This window comes from Flavobacterium sp. ENC (assembly GCF_020991415.1).
Lineage (GTDB): Bacteria > Bacteroidota > Bacteroidia > Flavobacteriales > Flavobacteriaceae > Flavobacterium.
On record NZ_JAJMOY010000011.1, the window covers coordinates 18491 to 41097 of the forward strand.

General features: G+C 38.3%; 19 protein-coding genes. 18 read left to right on the plus strand and 1 reads right to left on the minus strand.

The window, feature by feature from the left end; translation table 11 throughout:
* The first annotated feature begins 93 nt into the window (after nt 1–93).
* The 18 genes from LPB89_RS19935 (at nt 94) to LPB89_RS20020 (ending at nt 21286) form a co-directional block, all read left to right on the plus strand.
* The gene (locus LPB89_RS19935; RefSeq protein ID WP_230703397.1) at nt 94–351 is read left to right on the plus strand and encodes a hypothetical protein; all 258 of its coding nucleotides are present in this window, start codon (nt 94–96) and stop codon (nt 349–351) included.
* Entirely contained in the window at nt 344–1045 is a 702-nt protein-coding gene (locus LPB89_RS19940; protein ID WP_230703398.1) for a LytTR family DNA-binding domain-containing protein, read from the plus strand. The genes LPB89_RS19935 and LPB89_RS19940 overlap by 8 nt, the downstream gene beginning before the upstream one ends.
* Nucleotides 1046–1134: 89 nt before the next feature.
* A complete protein-coding gene (locus LPB89_RS19945; RefSeq protein WP_230703399.1) occupies nt 1135–1983 on the plus strand; it encodes an AraC family transcriptional regulator in 849 nt (282 codons plus the stop codon).
* Between the two features lie 162 nt (nt 1984–2145).
* Nucleotides 2146–3096, plus strand: coding sequence for a polysaccharide deacetylase family protein (locus LPB89_RS19950; RefSeq protein WP_230703400.1), 951 nt, complete (start codon nt 2146–2148; stop codon nt 3094–3096).
* Nucleotides 3097–3129: 33 nt separating this feature from the next.
* Entirely contained in the window at nt 3130–3477 is a 348-nt protein-coding gene (locus LPB89_RS19955; protein WP_230703401.1) for a hypothetical protein, read from the plus strand.
* 18 nt (nt 3478–3495) lie between these two features.
* The gene (locus tag LPB89_RS19960; RefSeq protein ID WP_230703402.1) at nt 3496–3795 is read left to right on the plus strand and encodes a putative quinol monooxygenase; all 300 of its coding nucleotides are present in this window, start codon (nt 3496–3498) and stop codon (nt 3793–3795) included.
* 329 nt (nt 3796–4124) lie between these two features.
* Complete coding sequence (locus LPB89_RS19965) at nt 4125–5114, plus strand: beta-ketoacyl-ACP synthase III (protein WP_230703403.1); 990 nt, start codon at nt 4125–4127, stop codon at nt 5112–5114.
* A 378-nt stretch (nt 5115–5492) separates the two neighbouring features.
* Entirely contained in the window at nt 5493–6050 is a 558-nt protein-coding gene (locus LPB89_RS19970; RefSeq protein ID WP_230703404.1) for an RNA polymerase sigma-70 factor, read from the plus strand.
* Between the two features lie 112 nt (nt 6051–6162).
* Entirely contained in the window at nt 6163–7083 is a 921-nt protein-coding gene (locus LPB89_RS19975; protein WP_230703405.1) for a FecR family protein, read from the plus strand.
* A gap of 121 nt (nt 7084–7204) precedes the next feature.
* On the plus strand, nt 7205–10537 hold the full coding sequence (locus tag LPB89_RS19980) for a SusC/RagA family TonB-linked outer membrane protein (protein WP_230703406.1): 3333 nt from the start codon (nt 7205–7207) through the stop codon (nt 10535–10537).
* 20 nt (nt 10538–10557) lie between these two features.
* Nucleotides 10558–12093 (plus strand): RagB/SusD family nutrient uptake outer membrane protein, encoded by a 1536-nt coding sequence (locus LPB89_RS19985; protein WP_230703407.1) that lies wholly within the window; start codon nt 10558–10560, stop codon nt 12091–12093.
* A 262-nt stretch (nt 12094–12355) separates the two neighbouring features.
* Nucleotides 12356–14182 carry an alkaline phosphatase gene (locus LPB89_RS19990; RefSeq protein ID WP_230703408.1) on the plus strand — a complete coding sequence of 609 codons (1827 nt, stop codon included), beginning with the start codon at nt 12356–12358 and terminating at the stop codon, nt 14180–14182.
* A gap of 91 nt (nt 14183–14273) precedes the next feature.
* Complete coding sequence (locus LPB89_RS19995) at nt 14274–15779, plus strand: calcineurin-like phosphoesterase family protein (RefSeq protein ID WP_230703409.1); 1506 nt, start codon at nt 14274–14276, stop codon at nt 15777–15779.
* 315 nt (nt 15780–16094) lie between these two features.
* Nucleotides 16095–16616: an RNA polymerase sigma factor gene (locus LPB89_RS20000; RefSeq protein WP_230703410.1), complete on the plus strand. Its 522-nt coding sequence runs from the start codon at nt 16095–16097 to the stop codon at nt 16614–16616.
* A gap of 46 nt (nt 16617–16662) precedes the next feature.
* Nucleotides 16663–16869 carry a hypothetical protein gene (locus tag LPB89_RS20005; protein WP_230703411.1) on the plus strand — a complete coding sequence of 69 codons (207 nt, stop codon included), beginning with the start codon at nt 16663–16665 and terminating at the stop codon, nt 16867–16869.
* Nucleotides 16870–16881: 12 nt separating this feature from the next.
* Entirely contained in the window at nt 16882–17724 is an 843-nt protein-coding gene (locus LPB89_RS20010) for a FecR family protein (protein WP_230703412.1), read from the plus strand.
* Nucleotides 17725–17825: 101 nt separating this feature from the next.
* Complete coding sequence (locus tag LPB89_RS20015) at nt 17826–20441, plus strand: TonB-dependent receptor domain-containing protein (RefSeq protein ID WP_230703413.1); 2616 nt, start codon at nt 17826–17828, stop codon at nt 20439–20441.
* A 5-nt stretch (nt 20442–20446) separates the two neighbouring features.
* Nucleotides 20447–21286 (plus strand): DUF4249 domain-containing protein, encoded by an 840-nt coding sequence (locus tag LPB89_RS20020; protein WP_230703414.1) that lies wholly within the window; start codon nt 20447–20449, stop codon nt 21284–21286.
* A 69-nt stretch (nt 21287–21355) separates the two neighbouring features.
* Here the strand turns inward: LPB89_RS20020 and LPB89_RS20025 are convergent, their stop codons facing one another.
* Complete coding sequence (locus tag LPB89_RS20025) at nt 21356–22096, minus strand: PrgI family protein (RefSeq protein WP_230703415.1); 741 nt, start codon at nt 22094–22096, stop codon at nt 21356–21358.
* Between the last annotated feature and the right edge of the window lie 511 nt (nt 22097–22607).

A 22607-nucleotide genomic window follows, 5' to 3' on the forward strand; every position in this document is an offset into this window, starting at 1 on the left:
TAGTATGCTGACGCTGTAAATTGTGAGCAGTTTTTTTTTTATGCTGCTAAGATAAAATATTTAAGAGTTTTTAATAAAAACGAACACCTCCGAATGATAAGAAGCAACTATATTCTCTTTCTGTCTTTTATTTTACTCTTTTTACTCCCTCAACAGGGATATGGCAAGTCTGACTTAAATTTCGAATCAATTGACTGTGTAATTGAAGGACATCAGAAAGATCGGCATTTATGGTGTAAAGCGCGGCTTTTGATGCACAATACCAGTGATCTGAATACTTTTACGATCTTGTCAAGGCCGGATTTTGAAGGAACTAAAATTGAATTTAAATACACGGTAAAAAATGTATAATGTAGCCATAATAGAAGATGAAGTAGCAGCAGCGGCAGCTTTGGAAAAGATGATTTCTATTGTAGAGCCCGAGTTTAAAATCTGCGCCAAAATCCCAAGTATTTTCGAAAGTCTTACTTTTTTTAAGGATGCCAATGTAGATATTGTTTTTATGGATGTGCAGCTGGCGGATGGAAATTGTTTTGAATTACTATCAAAAATACGCTGTATTAATTTTGCTGTTATTTTCACTACTGCTTACGACAATCACGCCATAAAAGCCTTTAAATTTAATGCAGTTGATTATATTTTAAAACCGATTGATCCTAAAGAACTTGCGAAAGCAATAGACAAGGCAAAAGAAAAATTAAGCAACCGTGTGCTCATTGATTTTTTTTTAAGTAACAAAAATCTCGATAAACCGCGCCTGGCTCTCATGGTTTTGAATGAGAAGCTTTATGTCAATATTGAAGATATTATCAGGCTCGAGGCAGACAGTGCCTATACGAAGTTTGTTTTAAAAGACAGGTCTTTTACAGTGTCTAAAAACATGAAATATTATGAAGATTTATTACAAGGTTATAATTTTATAAGAGTTCATAATTCGCATCTGGTGTCTAAAAATGAAATAGCCTCAAGGAAATTAGGTGCTCTGAAAATGAGCAACGGAGATGTGATTCCCGTATCGGTAAGGAGAAGATTTTTGCTGAAGTAAAATAGCCGATTTTATGTCAAAACAAATACAGAGCGAGTGTATGTTGTTGTATAATTTCATTATATTTTTGTAAAAATTTATTATACAGTATGAAACGTTTTAATAGTTATCATTCTTTAAATGTGTTTCGACTGGAGCTTGACCAGTGGGAATTTCCGGTTCATAAGCATAATTGCTATGAATTTATTTTTGTTGAAAAGGGAAGCGGGAACCATTTTTTGAATGAGGGATCTTTTCCCTATAAAGAAGGGGATGCTTTTTTATTAAGACCTGAAGATTCCCATTATTTCAGTCTGGAAGAGAAAACCCACTTTATATTTATCAAGTTTACGGAACAACTTTTTATTGAAAAATTAGAAGGAGGAAAAACGGCAAAATGGATGGAGGTTATCAAAACCCTGCTACAAAACGCATCTTCGGTAAGCGGTAGTTTAATAGAGGATGTCGAGGATAAAAAACATCTTAATTATTTATTACAGATTTTAGTAATTGAATTTAAGAAAACCTGCACCTACAGCCGCGAGTTGGTGATTGAACTTTTTGGTGCAGTAATGATGATGCTCGCCAGAAGTCATTCAACTACGGCATATGGCGAAAAATGTCCGGGCAATACAGAACTGGATAAACTCAATCAGATACTGGGCTATCTGCGGCTGTATGCCCTGGATGCTGAAAAAATGCGCGTCGAAAACATTGCAAAACATTTTGTAATGTCGCCCAATTATATCAGTATTTATGTGAAAAAACACAGTGGGGTTTCGATTCAGCAGCACATTATCCAAACTAAGCTGCGATCGGCAGATCAATTACTAAAAAACAGCCGCCTGAACATTAATGAAATAGCAATGAAATTAGGTTTTACAGATGCAAGTCATTTCAATAAACTGTATAAAAAATACAGAGGTATAAGCCCCGGTATGGCCTATCCGTCCAGTTAGGAGTCTGGAAGAAAAGGGGGTTTCATGAATTTATTTTGAAGCTTTTTATTTTAAGACTTATTGCAATTCAGAAAATTGATTTTTACAAAATAACAATTGATTTATACCTTAATGGCTGACTGCGCAGTTTTAACTTTGTCTTACAAATAAAAAAATAGAAAAATGAAAAAATACGTATCTGTAAGAGGGATGTTAGCAATGGTTCTGTTGTTAGCTTCCGGTAAAGGAATCGCCCAGACAGCACAAAAGTCTAAAAGTTACTGGCCTAATGGCGCTCAGTTAGTAATTTCAGTATCGATGCAATTTGAAACAGGAGGACAGCCGGAAGGTGCCGAAAGTCCTTTTTCAGGAAATCCATTACCCAAAGGACAGCCTGATTTAGCTGCTGACAGCTGGTTCCGTTATGGAGGAAAAGAGGGCGTCTACCGTATGCTTGATCTATGGAAAAAATACGATATCAAAGTAACTTCTCATGTTGTTGGGCAGGCAGCGGTAAAATATCCGGAAGTAGCAAAAGCAATTGCCGATCAGGGGCATGAGATTGCAGCACACGGTATGACATGGGACAACCAATGGAATAAAAGTTATGCTGATGAACTGGCCTTTGTAAAAAAAGGTATTGATACTGTCGAAGCCATTACAGGAAAAAGAGGGCTGGGGTACAATAGTAATTGGTTGAGAAGAGGTCCAAATACCTTAAAAGTGCTTGAGGAACTTGGTTTTTTATACCATATAGATGATCTGAGCCATGATGAACCCTTTATCACGATGGTAAACGGAAAAAGATTTGTTGTTATTCCATACACACTTCGAAACAATGATATCGTAAATATTGAAGGCAAACACTGGAGCCCGGATCAATTTTTAAATCAGTTAAAATTAGAATTTGACCAGCTGTACAAAGAAGGTGCCACGAAAAGAAGAATGATGTCCGTTAGTTTTCATGACCGTATCGGAGGATCTCCGGCTGTGGTAAACGTAATGGAACAGTTTATAAAGTATACCAAAACGAAATCGGGTGTAGTTTACATGCGAAAAGATGATATTGCCAGGCTGGTACAGAATGACCCAAATACCCCAATCGATAATTCAGAGGCGCAATACAATAAATAATTGGATCACTTTTAAATTTTAAAAACAGAATCCATGTTTAAAATCTTTAAGTTAACAAGTATACTAGCTGTTACCAGCTCAGTAATTATCGGTATTGTTTTTATCGTTGATTTAGTAATGGCGGGTTACGAAACTAAATTTCTACTAATAAATTTATTTTTCATAGCAATAGCATCGCTTTTAGTCTGGTTTTGGATTACGCTTAACCAAAAGATTTCTACTGTTTATGGACTAAATCAGGAGCAGCACATTGGCTTAAAATACTGGCCTTCTATTTTCAGCTGCCTGATTTTACTGGCAATTGTTTACACCATAGTCAGTATCATTTGCTGTTATGCTTTGATAGACAGGCTGATAGGCGGAACAGCACTTTTAGGATAAAAAATAAAATAAATAATCATGACAAATACATTTAGGGCCATTGCCCATTTAAAAGCAAAAACCGATAAGAAACAGGCATTAAAAGAGGCCCTGCTGGCTTTAATAGCACCTACCAGAAATGAACCGGGATGTCTGGAGTACATACTTTATGAGGATCATGTCACCGCCGGAATTTTTTACATGATTGAAGAATTTGAAAATGAAGCAGCATTTGCTGCACATATCCAATCGGATCATTTTCAGAATTTCGCAAAAATGACAGATGAACTGTTAGTCGATCCGGTAAATGTGGTTCGTATGAATCGGGTTTCTAATTGATATATCACAGTTGGTAATTGAACTCAAGCGAATAGCTTAGCTAAAACCTATTTCTTTTTAGTTGATTAAGCCATAAAAATAAGACTTAATCAACTTTTTTTGATACATTTGCGGGTTATTACTCTCACGTAACTCTGCAAAATGCTTTTGGCTTTTTTTATTACTATTAAGTTTTAGTACTAAAAAAATAGCTTTTAATATTTTAAAGTAAGAATGAAAAGGTTCTTAATACAACCACAATAGTATATAAATTCTGAAATCACAGAAAAACGGCATGGGCAATTTTACATTTGCAGACTTCTGCAATAAAAAAACAACATTCGTTAGCAATGACAAAAAATAATTTAGCGGCCATTACTGCCGTAGGTGGCTATGTTCCGGGTACTGTACTTGATAATTACCAAATTGAAAAAATGGTCGATACATCCAATGAATGGATTGTATCGCGAACCGGAATAAAAGAAAGACGTATTTTGACGGATCCTGAAAAAGCAACTTCAGACATGGCCATAGAAGCTATAAATGACCTTTTGAAGAACTCCGGTACCGATCCTTCGGAAATTGACTGTTTAATACTGGCAACCGCAACACCTGATAAATTACTCGCCCCAACTGCTCCCGTAGTATGCCATAAAGCAGGACTTACAAATGCCTGGGGTTTCGATCTTAACGGAGCCTGTAGTGGTTTTTTATATTCTTTATCAACGGCTGCGTCTTTAATAGAATCAGGAAGACATAAAAAAATAATTGTGGTTGGTGTAGATACCATGAGCAGGATTATAGATTATACAGACCGAAATACCTGTATTTTGTTTGGAGATGGTGCCGGCGCCATATTGCTGGAACCGTCTGAAAATAACGGCTTAAAAGATTTTGTATTAAAAACAAACGGAATGGGAAGTGAGTTCCTGTCTGTTTCAGGAGGAGGTTCTCTTAAACCTTTTCATAAAGACACCATAGAAAACCGTGAGCAATTTGTAAAACAGGATGGAAAGACCGTTTTCAAACATGCTATAGAAAGCATGACGAGCACCTGCACTGAAATTCTGGACCGTAATGATTTGGCGGTAGAAGATATTGACTGGGTGATACCCCATCAGGCCAATATCCGAATCATAAATGCAGTAGCCAATAACTTAAACGTACCCATGGAAAAAGTAAAGGTAAATATAGAGCGCTATGGCAATACAACCGCTGCGACGATACCTTTATGCTTGTGGGATTTTCAAAATGATTTCAAATCAGGAGACCGATTATTGCTTACCGCATTCGGTGCCGGGTTTACATTTGGAAGCTGCTACCTGACCTGGGGCAAATAAAATAATAATAGTTACCAAAATGGGCATTCATAATTTTTTATGAGTGCCCATTTTTTTTATCGATACTTTTCACAGCGCAGATTTTAAGGAACTGGCCAAATTTTATTTTTTAGCGTAAGTTTATTCTTTCTCCGCCGCCACATTGGGATAACATCGGGTGCCAAATGTTAATAATATGTTTAGTAACAGTGCTGTTTTATTAATGTAAACGTAACCTTTTTGACCTACCCTCAGCGCTAATTTTGGAGACATATTATAAGAACCCAATACTTGTATATATGTCGTTTTTTAGAGTAAGAATACATCGCGGAAAAACAACTGAATTCCGTTTTTCAGAAAACACCGTCTATTTGGCAACTGCTGCAAAAGTGATGTATTATGTATAAAAAATACAGTGACGAAGAACTTGTTTCACTTTTGAAACAAGGGAAAGACAGAGCTTTTGATGAGTTGTATTTCCGATACAGGGATGTACTGGTCCGCTTTGTTTACCAGCGAATGAAATCGATTCCAATTTCAGAAGAGATTGTTCAGGAAGTTTTTACAACTATCTGGGAGCGACGTAAGACGCTAGTCATTCAGAAAAAGTTTTCGGCCTATATGTATACTTCCGTGCGTTATGTAACGCTGGATTACATCAGGTCCAATATGGTGAATGACCAATATATTAAAGAAGTTTCCGATCGTAATTCTTCTATAGAAGAAAGTAATAATACTACCGAAGAATCTATCTATCATGATGAACTTCAGGAAGCTTTAGACAAAGCGACTTCCTTACTGCCTAAAAAAGCCAAAGAGGTTTTTATCCTGAGCCGTTTCAAACAATATTCCAACAAAGAAATAGCAGAAGAACTCAATGTCTCGCATGAGACCGTGAAATATCATATCAGCTATGCTTTGAAATTCATGCGACTTTATTTGGGTGATTTTAACTAAAATAAGATTTCAACTCCCAGCCCTCTTTATTTTCTTAACAAAAGCGTAACCTGGAGCACCTACCTGAAACCGGAATTCCCGAGACTTATTATTAAAGCTATAAAAAATTATAATGCCTGAGCAATTACATCAAAATATAAAATCTTTTTTAGAAGGTAAGCCTTCCTTAAAAGGAAAAGAAATGTGGAACAAGTGGTATGACAATCCGGAAGAAATATCCGCAGACGAGATTGTTATTGCATCCGATATTTCAAAACTTAAAAAAGAAATCAGAGCGATCAAAAAATCAGATAAGGTATTTTTCCTGAACAACAGAAACTGGATGATGGCGGCTTCTCTTTTGTTTGCAGCCGGATTAACGGGATTCTTCTTTTTGAATTCAGAAACCATCACAACGAGACAATATGCCGCAAAACCGGGAGAACATACCAAAATAACGCTAAGTGACGGAACCCAGATCTGGCTTAATGCAGGAAGTCTGCTAAAATACCCGAGTAAATTTAACGGAGACACCCGCGAAGTGTATCTGACAGGCGAAGCTTTTTTTGATGTTGCCAAAGATAAAAAGCATCCCTTCATCATTCACACTGACAAGATGGATACCAAAGTACTGGGCACCAGTTTTAATGTGCAGGCCTATCCGGGCCAGGCCACTCAGGAGGTTTCGGTTCTGACGGGGAGAGTAAATGTGAAATCTACGGTAACGGACGAGAATGTTTATGTAACGCCGGGCCAGAAAGTTGTTTTTAAATCGAAAAACAGCAGTTTACACGCCTTTAGTAATATCCCGATGAACTCCATTTCACTATGGAGAAAAAACATTATTGTTTTTGAGGATACTCCTTTGCCTGAAGTGATAGCGACGATTAACCGAAATTATAATGTTGCCATTTCCATTGAAAACAAGAATCTGAATAATCTCAAAATAAGTGCCTATTTCAAGGAACTTCCGGCGGATCAGGTCATCGGACTGGTGTGTAATATCATCAATGCCAATTACAAAATCGAATCGGGAGTGTACAGAATTCAATAAACACAGAACGCATACCTGACAATAAACAAAAACAATCACAAAAAAAAATCAAAACAACACCATTATGAATGAAAAACAAATGCGGTACGTCGCAAAGTGTCAAAGTATTAAAAAAGGCGTTATGCCCCAATTAATCCTGTTCATTGCTTTATTTTTTATCGGATTAACGGCCAAAGCCGGAAATGTTGATATGGATAAAAGAATAACATTAAAAGTAGAAAATGAAAATATAAAAAACATTCTGCAAAAGATTGAAAAACAGGTTGATGTACATTTTATGTACGAAGCCAATCAGATCAATACCAATCAGAAAGCAAGTTTAAAACTGAGCGATGTAACGCTGGAATATGCTCTGGATAAGATCTGCAGCAGTTTTTTTCTGAAATATGAAATTATCAGCAACAACATCGTCATTAAGCGAAATCAGAAAATCAGCGATGCCGGACAAAATAAAATTACGGTATCCGGAACTGTTTTTGGCGGTGATGACGGGATGCCTTTACCGGGAGTAGGTATTAAAGACAAAGGATCAAGCGCAACGGCAACGACCGATTTTGACGGAACGTTTACCATGGAAATCAATTCCTCTGAAGCTTTGCTGATTTTTTCCTATGTGGGTTATGTTACTCAGGAAATCAAAGTTACAGAGACACAAAAGAATCTGAATGTCAAATTAGCCGCCGATGTAAAACAATTACAGGAAGTGGTGGTAATGGGATACGGAAGTGTCAAAAAGAATGAAGTTTTAGGGGCTGTAGGATCTGTTTCGATGAAAGAAACGTCCAGCAGAACCTATAATTCTGCTGCCGATTTGCTTCAGGGTACAGTAGCAGGTGTTACGGTTATCAATAATGGAGGTGATCCTACAGGAGAACCAACCATCAATATTCGTGGTATTGGTTCGCTAAATGCAGAAACGCCTTTAATTGTTCTGGACGGAATTATCTACAGTGGCTCACTAAATACCATTAACCCGAATGATATTGCTTCGATCAGTGTTTTGAAAGATGCGGCTTCGGCAGCCATTTACGGAGCAAGAGCTTCCGGGGGGGTAATTTTAATTACGTCTAAAAAAGGAACTTCGGAGCGTCTGAATGTAAATGTGAACTATCAGGGAGGATTTCAGAGTGTAGCCAAAAAACTGAAAGTACTTAACGCCGCAGAATATGCAGATGCTATGAACACGGCCAGGGATAACGCGGGATTACCAAGAATTCCTGCTTTTGATCCGGCATTTGAACCGACAGCCAGAATTACTAAAACCGACTGGATGGATGAAATTTTCCAGACGGGTGAGATTCAGGATTTGTCTATTTCGGTGAATGGAAAAACAGAAAAATCGAATTTCTTCCTGTCGGGGAGTTACCGTAAAAACGAAGGAATTCTGTTAAATACAGATGCAAGCCGCTATACCGCAAGAGCCAATTCTTCTTTCAAACTGGCACCCAACTTTACCATAGGAGAAAACCTGACGTATTCCTTAACGAATGGTCAGAGCGCCAATACGTCCAGTGCTTATACAGGAGCCATTTTAGGAGCGATTTTATATCCGCCAAATGCAACGGTGTACCGAGAAGACGGTTCCGGACTTTTTGGAGGGGTTCCGGAGAAATATATCGGTTCTTACGGAGACGTGATCAATCCGGTGGCGTATCTGAAAAGACTGGATAACAGCAATCCAATTTCAACGATACTGATCAATCCTTATGCGGAGTGGGAAATTATCAAAGGCCTGAAAATCAAATCCAACTGGGGATATACCAGGATCCAGAACGATTACAAGGATTTTACGGTGAAAATTACAGAGCCGGGTAAAGTATTTGACTTTAACAGGTTAACACAAACGACTTCTACGACGACTGATTTATTGGGGGAGCAGACACTTTCCTACGATAGATCATTTGGGAAACATAATTTTAAAGCTTTGGCGGGATATACCTACCAGGATACGAAAAGGGATTTTTACAGTGTATCGGGTACAGGCTTTGATAATGAAGATCCTTCACAGCGTTATTTGCTGAATGCAAAATTAATTCAGCAGTTGGGCGCAGGAATGTCAGAAGAGATTATTTCCTCTTATGTGGGAAGGTTAAATTATGATTTTAATCAAAAGTATTTGTTCTCCGGAATTGTGCGTCGTGACGGTACTTCAAAACTTACTTCAGCCAACCGTTGGAGAGTCTATCCTTCTGTTTCTGCAGGATGGCTGATCTCTGAGGAAGGATTTATGAAAAACATCAGTTCAACGGTAAACAATTTAAAATTGCGCGCGAGCTGGGGTGAAATCGGAAATTTAGGAAACCTTGGACCGTACCAGTTTAGTGTGCCGTTAAACCAGACTTCCGCTTTGATCGGATCGACTCCGGTGATTAATTATGGGTATTCCGAAAGTGAATTATCAAATCCGGCTTTAAAATGGGAAAGCTCCGAACAAACCAACTTAGGTTTGGATTTCAGCCTTTTCAACAATACGCTTACAGGATCTGTAGATGTTTATAAAAAGACCAACAAAGACATGCTGGTTCGCGATCAGCTGCCGGGAGTGGCAGGAACACCATTAGGCCGAATCGTAAATTCGGGTGATGTAGAGAATAAAGGTCTTGAAGCAAGTCTTACGTATCAGAAAACAAAAGGCGAATTTAAATTTGATGTGACAGCAAATGCCGCTTTTTTACATAACAAAATTGTTTCCATCAAAGATGATTTAACTTCCCTGGAGCCGCTTAATCTGAGCAGGGTTCGTAGTTTGCCTTTAGCGAATATTTATCAGGTGGGAAGCCCGGTAGGAGCTTTTTACGGCTATGCCACAGACGGATTGTTTCAAAGCACGGCAGAAGCAAAAGCGTATGTAAATAAGTCAGGTGTAGTCTATCAGCCGAATGCTGTTGCCGGAGATATGAAGTTTAAAGATGTAAACGGAGACGGTGTAATCAATAACAATGACAGGGTAGTATTAGGAAATCCTTTTCCAAAAACAACTTTCAGCTTAAATACCAATTTCAGGTATAAAGGCTTTGATATGAATATCTTTTTAAGCGGAGCAGCCGGTAACAGTGTTTTTAATGCTGTAAAATATACGGGTCTGAATGGTTCTTTCCCGGGGTACAATTTGCTGGCAGAATCTAAAGATGCCTGGTCACCGCAGAACACAGACACTAAAATACCGGTACTTTCGGCAACGGACAACAACAATAACTTCGGAAGAATCTCTGATTTTTATATTGAAAAGGCAGATTACCTGAGATTGAAAAATGTGGCCATTGGTTATACCGTTAAAGACAGCTGGTTAAACGGAAAAGCAAATCTGAGATTCTTTATCTCCGCCCAAAACCTTTTCACGATTACCAAATATTCCGGAATGGATCCTGAAGTAGGACTGAACAATTTCGGTCTGGATTTAGGGAAATATCCGCTTTCCAGAATTTACATGACAGGTATAAACGCAACTTTTTAAAAAATATTAAAACAGACAAAATGAAAAAATTAAGTATTTTATTATTGAGTTTTACAATGCTGCTAGGTACGACAGCCTGCGAAAGCGAACTTGATCTGGTACCTCAGGGAGCTCCTTCGAGTGGGAATTTCTGGAAAACACCCGCAGATGCAAAAGCAGGCGTAAATGCTATTTATGCCTTGTATTCGGATGATAATATGTATGGACGCGGTTTTTTCTGGCTGAACAATGCCAGTGATGATATCGGAACCAAACCCAGACAAAATGCAGAACGTATCAAAAATTTTATTGTAGACGGATCAGAATCGGATACGAAGGATATCTGGAGGCTGCATTACGAAATTATGAAGCGTTGTAATGATGTGATCCGTAATGTTCCCAATATTGCATTAGATGAAAAAACGAGAAACATGATGCTGGGTGAAGCGTATTTCAACCATGCTGTGATGCATTTGGAATTGGCCTATCGCTATGGTGATGATCGCGCCGGAATTCCGATTCAGGATCGAAATGACCCAACGAATGTATATGTGCCCCGTGCCAAAAATGTAGCTGAAAATTACGCCTATATTGCTGCCGATTTACAAAAAGCGGCCGATTTACTGCCTTATTTTAATGAACTGACCACAGATAATTACGGACGTGCACATAAAACTGCGGCCTGGGCCTATTTAGTTCGTACCTATCTGTATGCAAAAGACTGGGACAACGCGATCAAATATGCCAATATGATCGTTAACAGTGGCAAACATGCGTTGCTTCCTAATTTTGAAGATGTCTTTAAAATAAAGAATAACTGGTCTTCCGAATACATCTGGTCGGTTACTTCAAGCGCTGAGAATACTTCCCTTGGCTCTATCTTCCCGGGAGTTTGCCTGGAAGACAAAGGCTGGGGTGTTTACAACGGCTGGGGAAATTTCTACCCAACCAAAGAATTATTTGATACTTATGATCCTGCCGATAAAAGACGCAGTGCCACGATTTTACAAAAAGGCGATCAGTTTATGTATTTCGGCGAATTAGCCACTTTTAACGTAGGGAAATATGTAGTGAGTTCCAGTAACAGAACAGGCTATCAGTTTAAAAAATACATGGAGCCTTTCGGTTATGCCAAAACGAATTCGGGAGGAATCGACATTCGTTATGTAAATGCCAACGGGGATAAACCTTCCACAGCACTGAATGTACCGCTTTTGCGTTATGCCGATGTGATCCTGATGCTGGCGGAATCTAAATTAATGAAAGGACAGGATGCCGATAAAGAAATAAATATGATTCGCAACCGTGCGGGTCTTGCCAGTATTTCGGGCGCTACAATGACCGATCTGAAAAGAGAGAGACGTTGCGAATTAGCGGGAGAATGGACCGACCGTCATTACGATTTAGTGCGCTGGGGTGATGCGCAGGCCACTTACGCAAAACCATTGCACCATTATGACGGAACAGTGATTTATCCTGCCCGTAATTTTAATCCTGCCATTCACCATGTATGGCCGATACCACCAGATGAGATTGCAGTAAGCAAAGGTGCTTTATTTCAAAATAAGGGCTGGTAAAAAGTAGTTTCATTTAGTTTGTGTTTTTTTTTTTACGCTGCAGGCTTTACAGGAGTCTGCGGTCGTAAATAAAAAACAAATGATTTATAAATAACTTAGAAACCAGTCTTTTCGTTAAAGGACTGGTTTCTATTTTCGGATTACAAAATACGATACATTTTTTAGTGTAAGAATTAAAATGTATTTAAATCAATACCAATAACTTATGTTCTTTTTGTTGAAGTTTACCCAGAGCTTTCAGAAAGAACAAATACTAGTACAGATGAAAAAAATAATCGCGCTTTTGTGCCTCCATTTTTGCCTTTTCGCACAGGCACAGGAATACAGTTCTGTTAATATTCATTCCCATAATGATTACGCTAGTCCGCTTCCTTTTTATGAAGCTTACGCCAATGAAGCAGGCGTTATCGAAGCCGATGTTTTTCTGGTTAAAAACGATTTGGTTGTGGCGCATACCTCAAAGGAAATTAATCCCGCCAATTCCCTTCAAAACCTTTACCTGGAGCCGCTTTTATTGAAATTTAAAGCGTTAGGGGGGAAAGCTTATAAAAGTGACAAACCGTTAATTTTGATGATCGATATCAAGTCGGAAGCAGAACCAACTTTAAAAGTAATTGCGGAACAGTTAAATGCTTTTCCAGAACTCATTTCAAATAAAAACTTTAAAGTTATTATTTCCGGCAACAGACCGGCTCCCTCCAAATGGAACGAATATCCGGCCTTTATTTATTTTGACGGAAGACTTAACGAAACCTATACGGAGCAGGAACTTTCAAAAGTACACATGATCAGTGAAGATCTTAAAGAACTGACGGTTTGGAATGGTAAAGGTGTATTGACGCAGGCTGATTCCGAGAAAATACAGGCCATCATTAAAAAAGTACACGATCAAAATAAAAAAATCCGATTCTGGTCTACTCAGGATAATGTGAATACGTGGATGACTTTGATGAATCTGCATGTGGATTACATCGCAACGGATAATACGTCGGCATTGACGCAATTCATTAAAAATATTAAAGCTACTTTTTACCAGAACACGGAGTTTTACGAAACCTATGTTCCTAAAAACGGCTCGGTATTTCCCAAAAATAAACGTCCGAAGAATGTGATTCTTCTTATCGGTGACGGAATGGGACTGACCCAGATTTATGCAGGTTACACGGCAAATAAAGGAAGGTTAAACATGTTCAATATTCCGACAGAGGGATTTTCGATTACCAAAGCTTCGGACAGTTATATTACCGATTCGGCGGCAGGAGCAACCGCTATGGCTTCCGGTCATAAGACCAATAACCGTTTTATTGGTGTCGATGAAAAAGGAAAATCAGTGGAGTCCATAACACAATTGCTCGCTAAGAAAAAATACAAAACCGCTATTATTTCGTGCGGTGATATTACAGACGCTACACCGGCTGCTTTTTATGCCCATCAGTCCGACAGAAGCTACAACGAAGCCATTGCCGCAGATTTTTTATCCAATCCGTCTGATATTTTAATCGGAGGAGGAAATAACCAGTTCAGGTCCCGAAAAGACGGTAAAAATCTGGCGGAAGCCTTACAGCAAAAAGGCTACACTTTTTCGGATCACTTCAGCGCTTTGGATACGATCAGCAATTCCCGTTTTGTCGTATTGGAAAATGCTGCTGTAGTTTCGAGAAAAGACGGAAGAGGCGATTTTTTAGCGAAATCATTATTAAAAGCTACGAATACATTTTCCAAAACACCGAATCCGTTTTTTATCATGGCCGAAGGCGCTCAGATTGATTACGGCGGTCACAGCAACAATGTAGAATATGTAGTACGTGAATTGCTTGATTTTGACCGTTTGGTGGGTCAGGCCATGGAATTTGTAGATAAAAACCCGGAAACTTTATTGATTGTAACAGCCGACCACGAGACTGGCGGACTTTCCTTAATAGACGGCAGTACCGAAAAAGGCTATGTACACGGAAGCTTCAGCACCAACGACCACACCTCGGTAACGGTGCCTGTTTTTGCCTACGGTCCCGGAGCTCAGAATTTTATGGGCGTGTATCAGAACACCGAAATTTACAGCAAAATAATGCAGTTGTTAGGGACAAAATAACAGCTTTGCCAAAAAAGGAACCGCAGTTTTACAATGAAAATTATAAAACTGCGGTTTTTTATTAACTTCTAATTTCCGTTAAAAAATAGTTATGAATAAAATTATTTTAACAGTAGTATTATCCTGCAGCTGTATGTTTATTTTTGGACAGCAGCACGATAAAATATCCGGAGTTGTCTTTGCAGATACAAACAAAAATGAGGTTCCTGATAAAGATGAGGTAATGTTGTCTAATGTTTTGGTATCCAATGGTAAAGATATTGTTCGGACCAATTCGAAAGGAAAATATACGATTTCAAAAATAGAAGGAAATACCGTTTTTGTAATTAAACCGGAAAATTATATTTCGAAGAAAAACAAACAAAATAGTGTTGTCTTTTATGTCCCTTTCGATGAAATAAAAGCGGTTAAAAAGTATAATTTCCCGTTGATTTCCCATGCAGAAAAGAAAGATTTAAAAGTGGTTCTGCTGGGAGATACGCAGGTAGATGTTATGGACGATATTCACCATGTCGGAAAATTGGTCACGGAAGAATTAATGGATCAGGAAATTGATTTTATAGTGCCGCTCGGGGATCTTTCTTTCGATAATCTGAATATTTTTAAGCCTTTGTCCGAGACTTTGGGACTTATTGGAGCTCCTGTTTTTTATACGATTGGAAATCACGATCTCAATTTTAAGGAAACCGCTTTTCAGGACAGGGATAAAAGTTTTGAAAGCGTTTTTGGTCCTTCCTATTATGCTTTTGAGTACGGAACACAATTGTTTTTGGTATTGAATAATATTTATCCCGTTAATGAAAAAGGATATGTAGGCCGCGTTGATGAAATGCAAAAGGAGTTCATCACTAATCTGATTGCAGCAAAAAAAGACAATTATAATTCGATACATTTATTGATGCATATTCCGCTCGAGGAAATGGAAGATAAAGAATGGATTATCAAATCGTTGGAACCTTTTAAAAAGGTGTCAGTCAGCGCCGGACATACCCATACTCAATACCATAAATATTTTGCGAGGGAAACGGGACAGCCTATTCATGAATTAGTGGCCGGGGCCGTTTGCGGGTCGTGGTGGGAAGGGCCGCATGATCTCGATCAGATTCCGTTTGCCTTAATGTATGATGGCACCCCGAAAGGATATTGGACTGTAGGAATAACTCCTGACGACTACACATACCACTACAAAGTTTCCGGAGCTCCTGACGGAAAACAAATAGACATTACCGTTCCGAAAGTAAATGAATGGGACACGACACTCAATATTCTGAACGATACTTTTATTTATGCCAATGTATTTGCAGCTGATGAATTTACAAAAGTGTACATCAGTTTTGATAAGGGAAAATGGACCGAAATGACGAAGTATGAAGGGATTTCCCCTAATGTGCTAAAACAGTATCGCCTGCAAAGCGAGGGAAGATATGACAGTATGAAAATATCCAAATTTCCAAAGCCGGAAACAATCAGCACCCATTTGTGGCGGATAGAAACCCCCGTAGATGCAGCACCGGGTGCACATAGCGTAAGAATAAAAGCTTTAAGCGAAGGAACTAATCTGGAGGTTTTTGGCAATGCTGTTTGGTGGACAAAATAAAAACAGGCCCATGCAATGGTAAAGGCCTTGTCTCAAACGGTTTACCAAAAGGCTTGCGGATTTTTTCCTGAATCTTCTTTTTCGGCTGTAACATATTTGGAGAAATTACTACTAATCAAAAGCGCTTCAATAGCTGCAAATGCTCAAATTTTATCGCGGCGGACATAAATTTATAATTAAATTACTGTTCTTTGCATTTTACGGCAGTATTGAAGAAAGCAAAGTGATTCAATAGATTCCTTATTTTAAATTTAAAGTTTAAAACACAATATTATTGAAGTCATTAAGTTTAAGAGTAGTGATCCTATTTAATTTATGGACAATAGAAAGTTTATCTTACGTTTAAAAAAAGGTAATGAAGCAGCCTTCAAAGAGGTCTATCTGAATTACTATGATAAACTCATCCATATTGCCAGACGATTTGATTTTTCCGTCCTTACCCCGCAGGATTTTGTTCAGGAAACCTTTTTAAGGCTTTATGATAAAAGGGAATTACTTCATGAAGACGTTTTATTGGACAAACAATTGTTTACCATCTGCCGGAATATTATCATCAATCACGTTAACAGGGAAAATAAAATAATTCAGCTTGATCCTTTAAAAGTGGAGATGGCAGACGAAGTGACTGATAGCGGAAATTTTGAGGAGAGAAAAGAAAAGTTGTATACCTTCATCAATCAGCTTCCCGAACAGCAGCAAAAAATATTTACATTACACAAACTGGAAAACCTTAGCTATAGGGAGATTGCAGCGATTACGGATCTTTCCGAGAAGACGATCGCCAATCATATTTATCTTGCCAGTAAATTTATTCGAAAAAAAATCGAAAACCATTAGGAACTTTTCCATTCTCGTTTGTTATCTATAAAAACAAACCATAAAGATGGATATAGAGGTTTACAAAACAGATGTTAAAACAAAAGAGGAAGCAGGTTATCTTGTGAAGCTGCTTCAGTTTGTTATTTCTGACTGTATCATGAATTTTGATACAGAAGGGTATCATATTCTTAAAATTGAGACCAACAGGGAGATCAAGGAAATGGTCTATGGTGTTTTTAATAAGCAGGGATTTCATTGTCAAAAACTATAACGCCCCAAAGATATGGACGAGCATAAAATGGATGAGGAATTAAGAAAGATCTGGGAAGAGAAACCCATGGCACATTCTGATCGTACAAAAGAAGATTCCTGGGAAGCATTCCGCTCCGGGACCTTTCCTTCACAGAAAAAAAATGTAGCATGGCGCAGGTATGCGGCCGCCGCTGCAGTGATTGTAATGCTGGCGGGTACCGGAATTTATTTATGGAAAGATCCACTGCAGACAGGTAATTCAATTGCCGGAAATGTTGTTGAAAATACCACCTCTGCAGTAAAAACCATATTCTTACCCGATAGTTCAAGGGTTGAATTAAGTCCGGCTTCTAAAATTGAATATACCGCTGATTTTTCAATCAACAGAAAAGTTGAAGTGGAAGGGGAAGCGTACTTTAAAGTAAAAAAAGACAAAAAACATCCTTTTCAGGTTTTTTGCGACGAAACGACAACTACCGTTTTAGGTACTTCTTTTACCGTAAAAGGCGATACGAAAAACGGGGTAGTAGTAGCACTTTATGAAGGAAGTGTTCAGATGAGTGTAAAAGATCAGGATAAAAAATGGATCCTGGTGCCCGGTGAGACCTTTACGTACGGAAAAGACAATAGAGCTTCAGTAACCGAATTTAACAGGTTTACTGATTTTGAAAACGAAAAGCTTACCGCTGTTAGTGCTTACATCACGCAGCATTACGGATATAAAGTGATTTTTCCGGAGGAATATAACAACCAGCGAATTACAGTCCGTATCAACAAAAAAGAAGACCTGAAAACAATTGTTCAATTAATATCAGAAATGTATAACCTAAACTTTGAAGTAAATGAAGCATTAAAACAGATTGCTTTTCAGTAGAAAAGAAAAGGATGCACTAGCCGCGAAACTAAACATCCTCCTCATAGTCAGGATAGTATAAAAACTATTCCATTTAATAATATTCAAAAATACAAAATTTCATGAAGCATATAATTTCAGCATGCTTTTTTTTATTCAGTTGGAGTATGTTTTCTCAAAACGTAACCGTAACTGTCGATAAAACAGTAACATTAAAAGAATTTTTTAAGCAAATTGAGCAGCAGACCGATTTTAAATTTGCCTTTACCGATCAGATTAATGTGAGCCAGAAGTACTTTACCCAGGAACACACTTATAAAAATATCGAAATAAAGGAACTGATCAATGAACTTAACAAGAGTGCGTTACTACAGTTTTCGGTAGTGGGTAATAATATTTTCGTCAAACAAAAAGTAACGAAGGCACCGAAAAAAAAAAATAAGCTGACCGGTCAGGTTTTTGACGAAAGCAAACAGCCTGTTATCGGGGCTAATATTTTTATCAAAGAACTTTCAACAGGAACCACAACCGATGCAGACGGAAAGTTTTCCCTGGAAGTGGATAAAGGCAGTTATACCGTCCTGATCAGCTATCTGGGATTAAAAAACAAAGAAAAACAGCTTACCGTTGCTGATGATACAAGGATGAATTTTTTCATGGATGCTGCAGACAGCCAGGAACTGGAACAGGTAATTATCACCAACAGTAAAGCTGTCGACGTCAGAAATACCCAAATGAGTGTCAATAAACTTTCTATGGAAGAAATCAAAAGGATTCCGGCAGCGATGGGCGAGCCGGATCCTTTAAAATCAATACTGACATTGCCCGGAGTTACAAATGCTGGAGAAGCCTCATCGGGCTTTAATGTTCGTGGGGGAGCAGCCGACCAGAATCTGATTCTTCTGGACGGTGCCCCGGTTTACGGAGACTCGCATATGTTTGGATTCTTCTCCATTTTTAATGCCGATGTTGTAAATGGTCTGGATTTATACAAAGGGGGTATTCCGTCAAAATTTGGAGGACGCGTTTCCTCTGTCCTTGATGTCAGCCAGCAAACCGGGGATTTTGAAAACTACAAAGTAAACGGTGGTATTGGTTTAATCTCAAGCCGTTTATTGGTGCAGGGTCCGATCGAGAAAGAAAAAGGGTCTTTTATTATTGCAGGACGTGCTTCTTACGCGCACCTGTTTTTAAAGCTGGCAGACAATAAGAATTCTGCTATGTTTTACGATTTGAATGCAAAGCTGAATTACCGTTTGGGAGCCAACAACACCATTGCATTTTCCGGATACTTTGGGAATGATGTTTTCGATATTAATGATCGTTTTTCCAGCACGTACGGGAATACAATGGGAATCCTAAGCTGGAAACATAAGTTTTCGGATAATATAAATACCAATCTGTCTGTTTTCTACAGTGATTATAAATTCAATCTGGGCTTGCAGTCCGAGAATTTCGAATGGGACAACAAAATATCCAGTTATGGTCTTAAATATGCGTGGAATCATACCGTTTCAGAAAAGTTAAAACTAAACTACGGAATTGATGGTCAGTATTATGATTTTAACCCCGGTACCGTACAGCCTACCAGTGCTGATTCGCAGTTCAATTACAAGCAACTGGACAAAAAATACGCCCTGGAATCTTCGGCCTATCTGGATTTCGAACATCAGATTACGAAGAAACTGAACCTTCGTTACGGACTTCGTTACAGTATGTTTTATCGTTTAGGGGATGAAAATATCAATACGTACGAAAATGGTAATGCCGTAGTGTATAATCCGCTATACCATATTTACCAGGAAGGAACCCCAACCGGAAGCATATCGTACGGAAAGGGAAAAACGATTAGCAAATTTAATAATCTGGAACCGCGGGTTGCCTTATCCTACGCTTTTAATGATGATAATTCCGTAAAGGCAAGTTATAACAGAATGGCGCAATACATTCATATGTTGTCCAATACCCAGTCTCCGTTACCCATGACCATCTGGACACCAAGCGGACCTTTTACAAAACCACAACTGCTCGATCAATATGCAGCGGGTTATTTTAGAAATTTTAAGGACGGCGATTATTCTTTTGAAGGAGAATTATTTTATAAGAAAATCCAGAACCGTATCGATTATATTGACGGGGCAGATATTCTGGCAAACAATGATATAGAACAGGTGATTTTAAATGGTAAAGCCAGATCGTACGGTATGGAATTATTGTTTAGAAAAAATACCGGGGATTTTACCGGATGGGTTTCCTATACCTTATCGAGGGCAGAACAAAAAACTCCCGGAAGAACAGCAGAAGAACCGGGAATCGCCAATGGTGACTGGTATTTGTCCGGATATGACAAGCTGCACAATCTGAGCATTGTAGGGAGTTATGAATACAATCCAAAGTGGTCTTTTAATGCTAACTTTTCCCTGCAGTCCGGTCAGCCGGTAACGTATGCGAATGAATATTATGAATTTGGAGGGATCAATATTCCGAATTATTCGCTTCGAAATGAAAACAGGCTGCCGGTCTTTCACCACTTAGACCTTGCAGCGACCTATACGCCTAAACCCGATAAAAAGAAAGGATGGCAAAGCTATTGGGTGTTTAGTATTTATAATGTTTACAACAGAAAAAATGCAGCTTCCATGACTTTTACCACCAATGAGGATACGGGAGCCAATGAAACCAGAAGACTGTCTATTTTCGGAATAGTACCGGGTATTTCCTATAATTTTAAATTTTAATGAATATGCAAAGGATTGAAAACTATAATTTTAAAAGTAAAGCACTTACTTTATTCAGCCTTCTCTTTATACTAATTTTTTCATCTTGTGAAGATGTCGTAAACCTTGATCTCGAAAGCGGTGCACCTAAAATAGTCATAGATGGCGAGATCATCTGGAAAAAAGGAACTACGGGTAATGAACAGGTTATAAAAATCAGCAAAACGGCTCCCTATTATAACAATACAACACCAAAAGTTTCCGGAGCGCAGGTGCGAGTGGAGAACAGCGCAGGTACTGTTTTTACGTTTAATGAAACAGAACCCGGTTCTTATGTATGTACCAATTTTGTTCCGGTTCTCAATACGGAATACACGCTGTACGTAACCGCAGAAGGGCAAAGTTTTACAGCGGTCGAAAAACTGACATCGGTCACGCCAATCGATAAAATCGAACAAAAAATAGTTCCCGATTTTGGCGGGGAAGATGTAATCGAACTGACTTTTTATTATAAGGATCCTGCCGATCAGGTTAATTTTTATCTTACCGATTATCAAAGCCAGTTCCTGCTGTATCCTGAATATGAACTGACCGATGATGAATTGTTTAACGGGAATGAAATAAGCACCCGATTTTCAGACGAAGATATGAAGCCGGGCAATACTGTTGAAATTACACACCGCGGCATTTCTAAAAACTTTTATGATTATATGAATTTAATTTTGGAAGGGTATGGCGGAAATCCGTTTTCTATTCCTCCCGGTAATATCAGAGGTAATATTGTGAATACCACGGATGCCAGTAATTTTGCTTTCGGCTATTTCCGGCTTTGTGAAGCAGATACGGTTTCGTATATCGTAAAATAAGATTTTAATTGAAGGTTGATTTGTGATTACATCTGGCATATAGTTATATGTCAGATGTTTTTTTTAGGGCTATTTCAATGCCTCTTTTAAATCATGATAGCCTTTTTCCAGATAATGTTCACAGTCCGGCCACAAAGTTTGTCCTTTCGTAATCCAGGATAATCCGAAAGCTTCAATGGCTACCGTTTCAAGAATAAATACAACCGGAACATTTTGTAAAAACGGCGGTTTCAAAATAAAATACACTCCAAGAAGTACGATGCAGCCAAGAATAACCCAGCCACAAATAATGTAGATGATGTTTCGTTTCTTCTTTTGAGGGCTGACTACGATTTCGTTGTCCTTTAGTTTTGGAAAATAGACTAATGATATAATTGCCAAAGCAATAAAAAATAAACCGGCGAAAATAAAATGCCGCTCAATGCCCAATACCATCGGAACAGTTTCATGGGCAATATGAATGCTGGAAGAACGCGCAGTACTTGTAGCTGTCGGGCTAAAGGCGACACCAATACCACAAAAGGCAGCCAGTGTCGTTAATCCTTTCTCGATAATATTGTATCCATTATACGTAAATAAAAATACGCCCAGCACACTCAAAAGCACCACCAGTACATCTCCATTGCTGGTGTAATAATAATCACTGATGGAGGGTTCGATGAGTTTTTCGCCGATTTCTCCTCTGGTGGTCAGAACTAAAATGAGGGGAAGTAATATTCCCGAAAACCCAATTAAATTTCTCATCGTCAGATAAGAAAGCACCAGTTCATTTTCTTCTTCTTTTTGTTTGTCTGATTTTTTATTTGGCATGGTTTTAAAAATTATATTTTTTGAGTTTATCTTGCTATAAACATTGTATTTAGTGTAAGGCAGCTTACAATAAGTACAGACGAATAATAGTCATTTAATCTTAACTCGTTGGGTGTATTCAAAACTGGTGTCAGGCAGAGCGGAGTCGAAGCCCTTTCCTGTAAAAAAAGGCCTTCGACTTCGCTTAGGATGTCCTTCGACTTCGCTCAGGATGACCATGATTTTTAAAAGAATAAAGATGTTTTATTCAATTTTATACTTTTATCTTTTTGTTTTTAGATCAAATCAGCGTTTCTGTAAATTATACCCAACAGGTTAATCTTACCTAAAATAAAAACTTTTATGCTTACTGTGCAAGAGGTATGGTCATTTAAATTACAAAATAGTTAAGTACCGAAATTTTCAAAAAATAATACTGATCCCGGACGCTGAAGCATAAAAAAACGAGCTAAACGTCCTGATCAGGATATTTAACTCGTTTTTTTACTATTCAGTTTCTGATTTTTAAGTC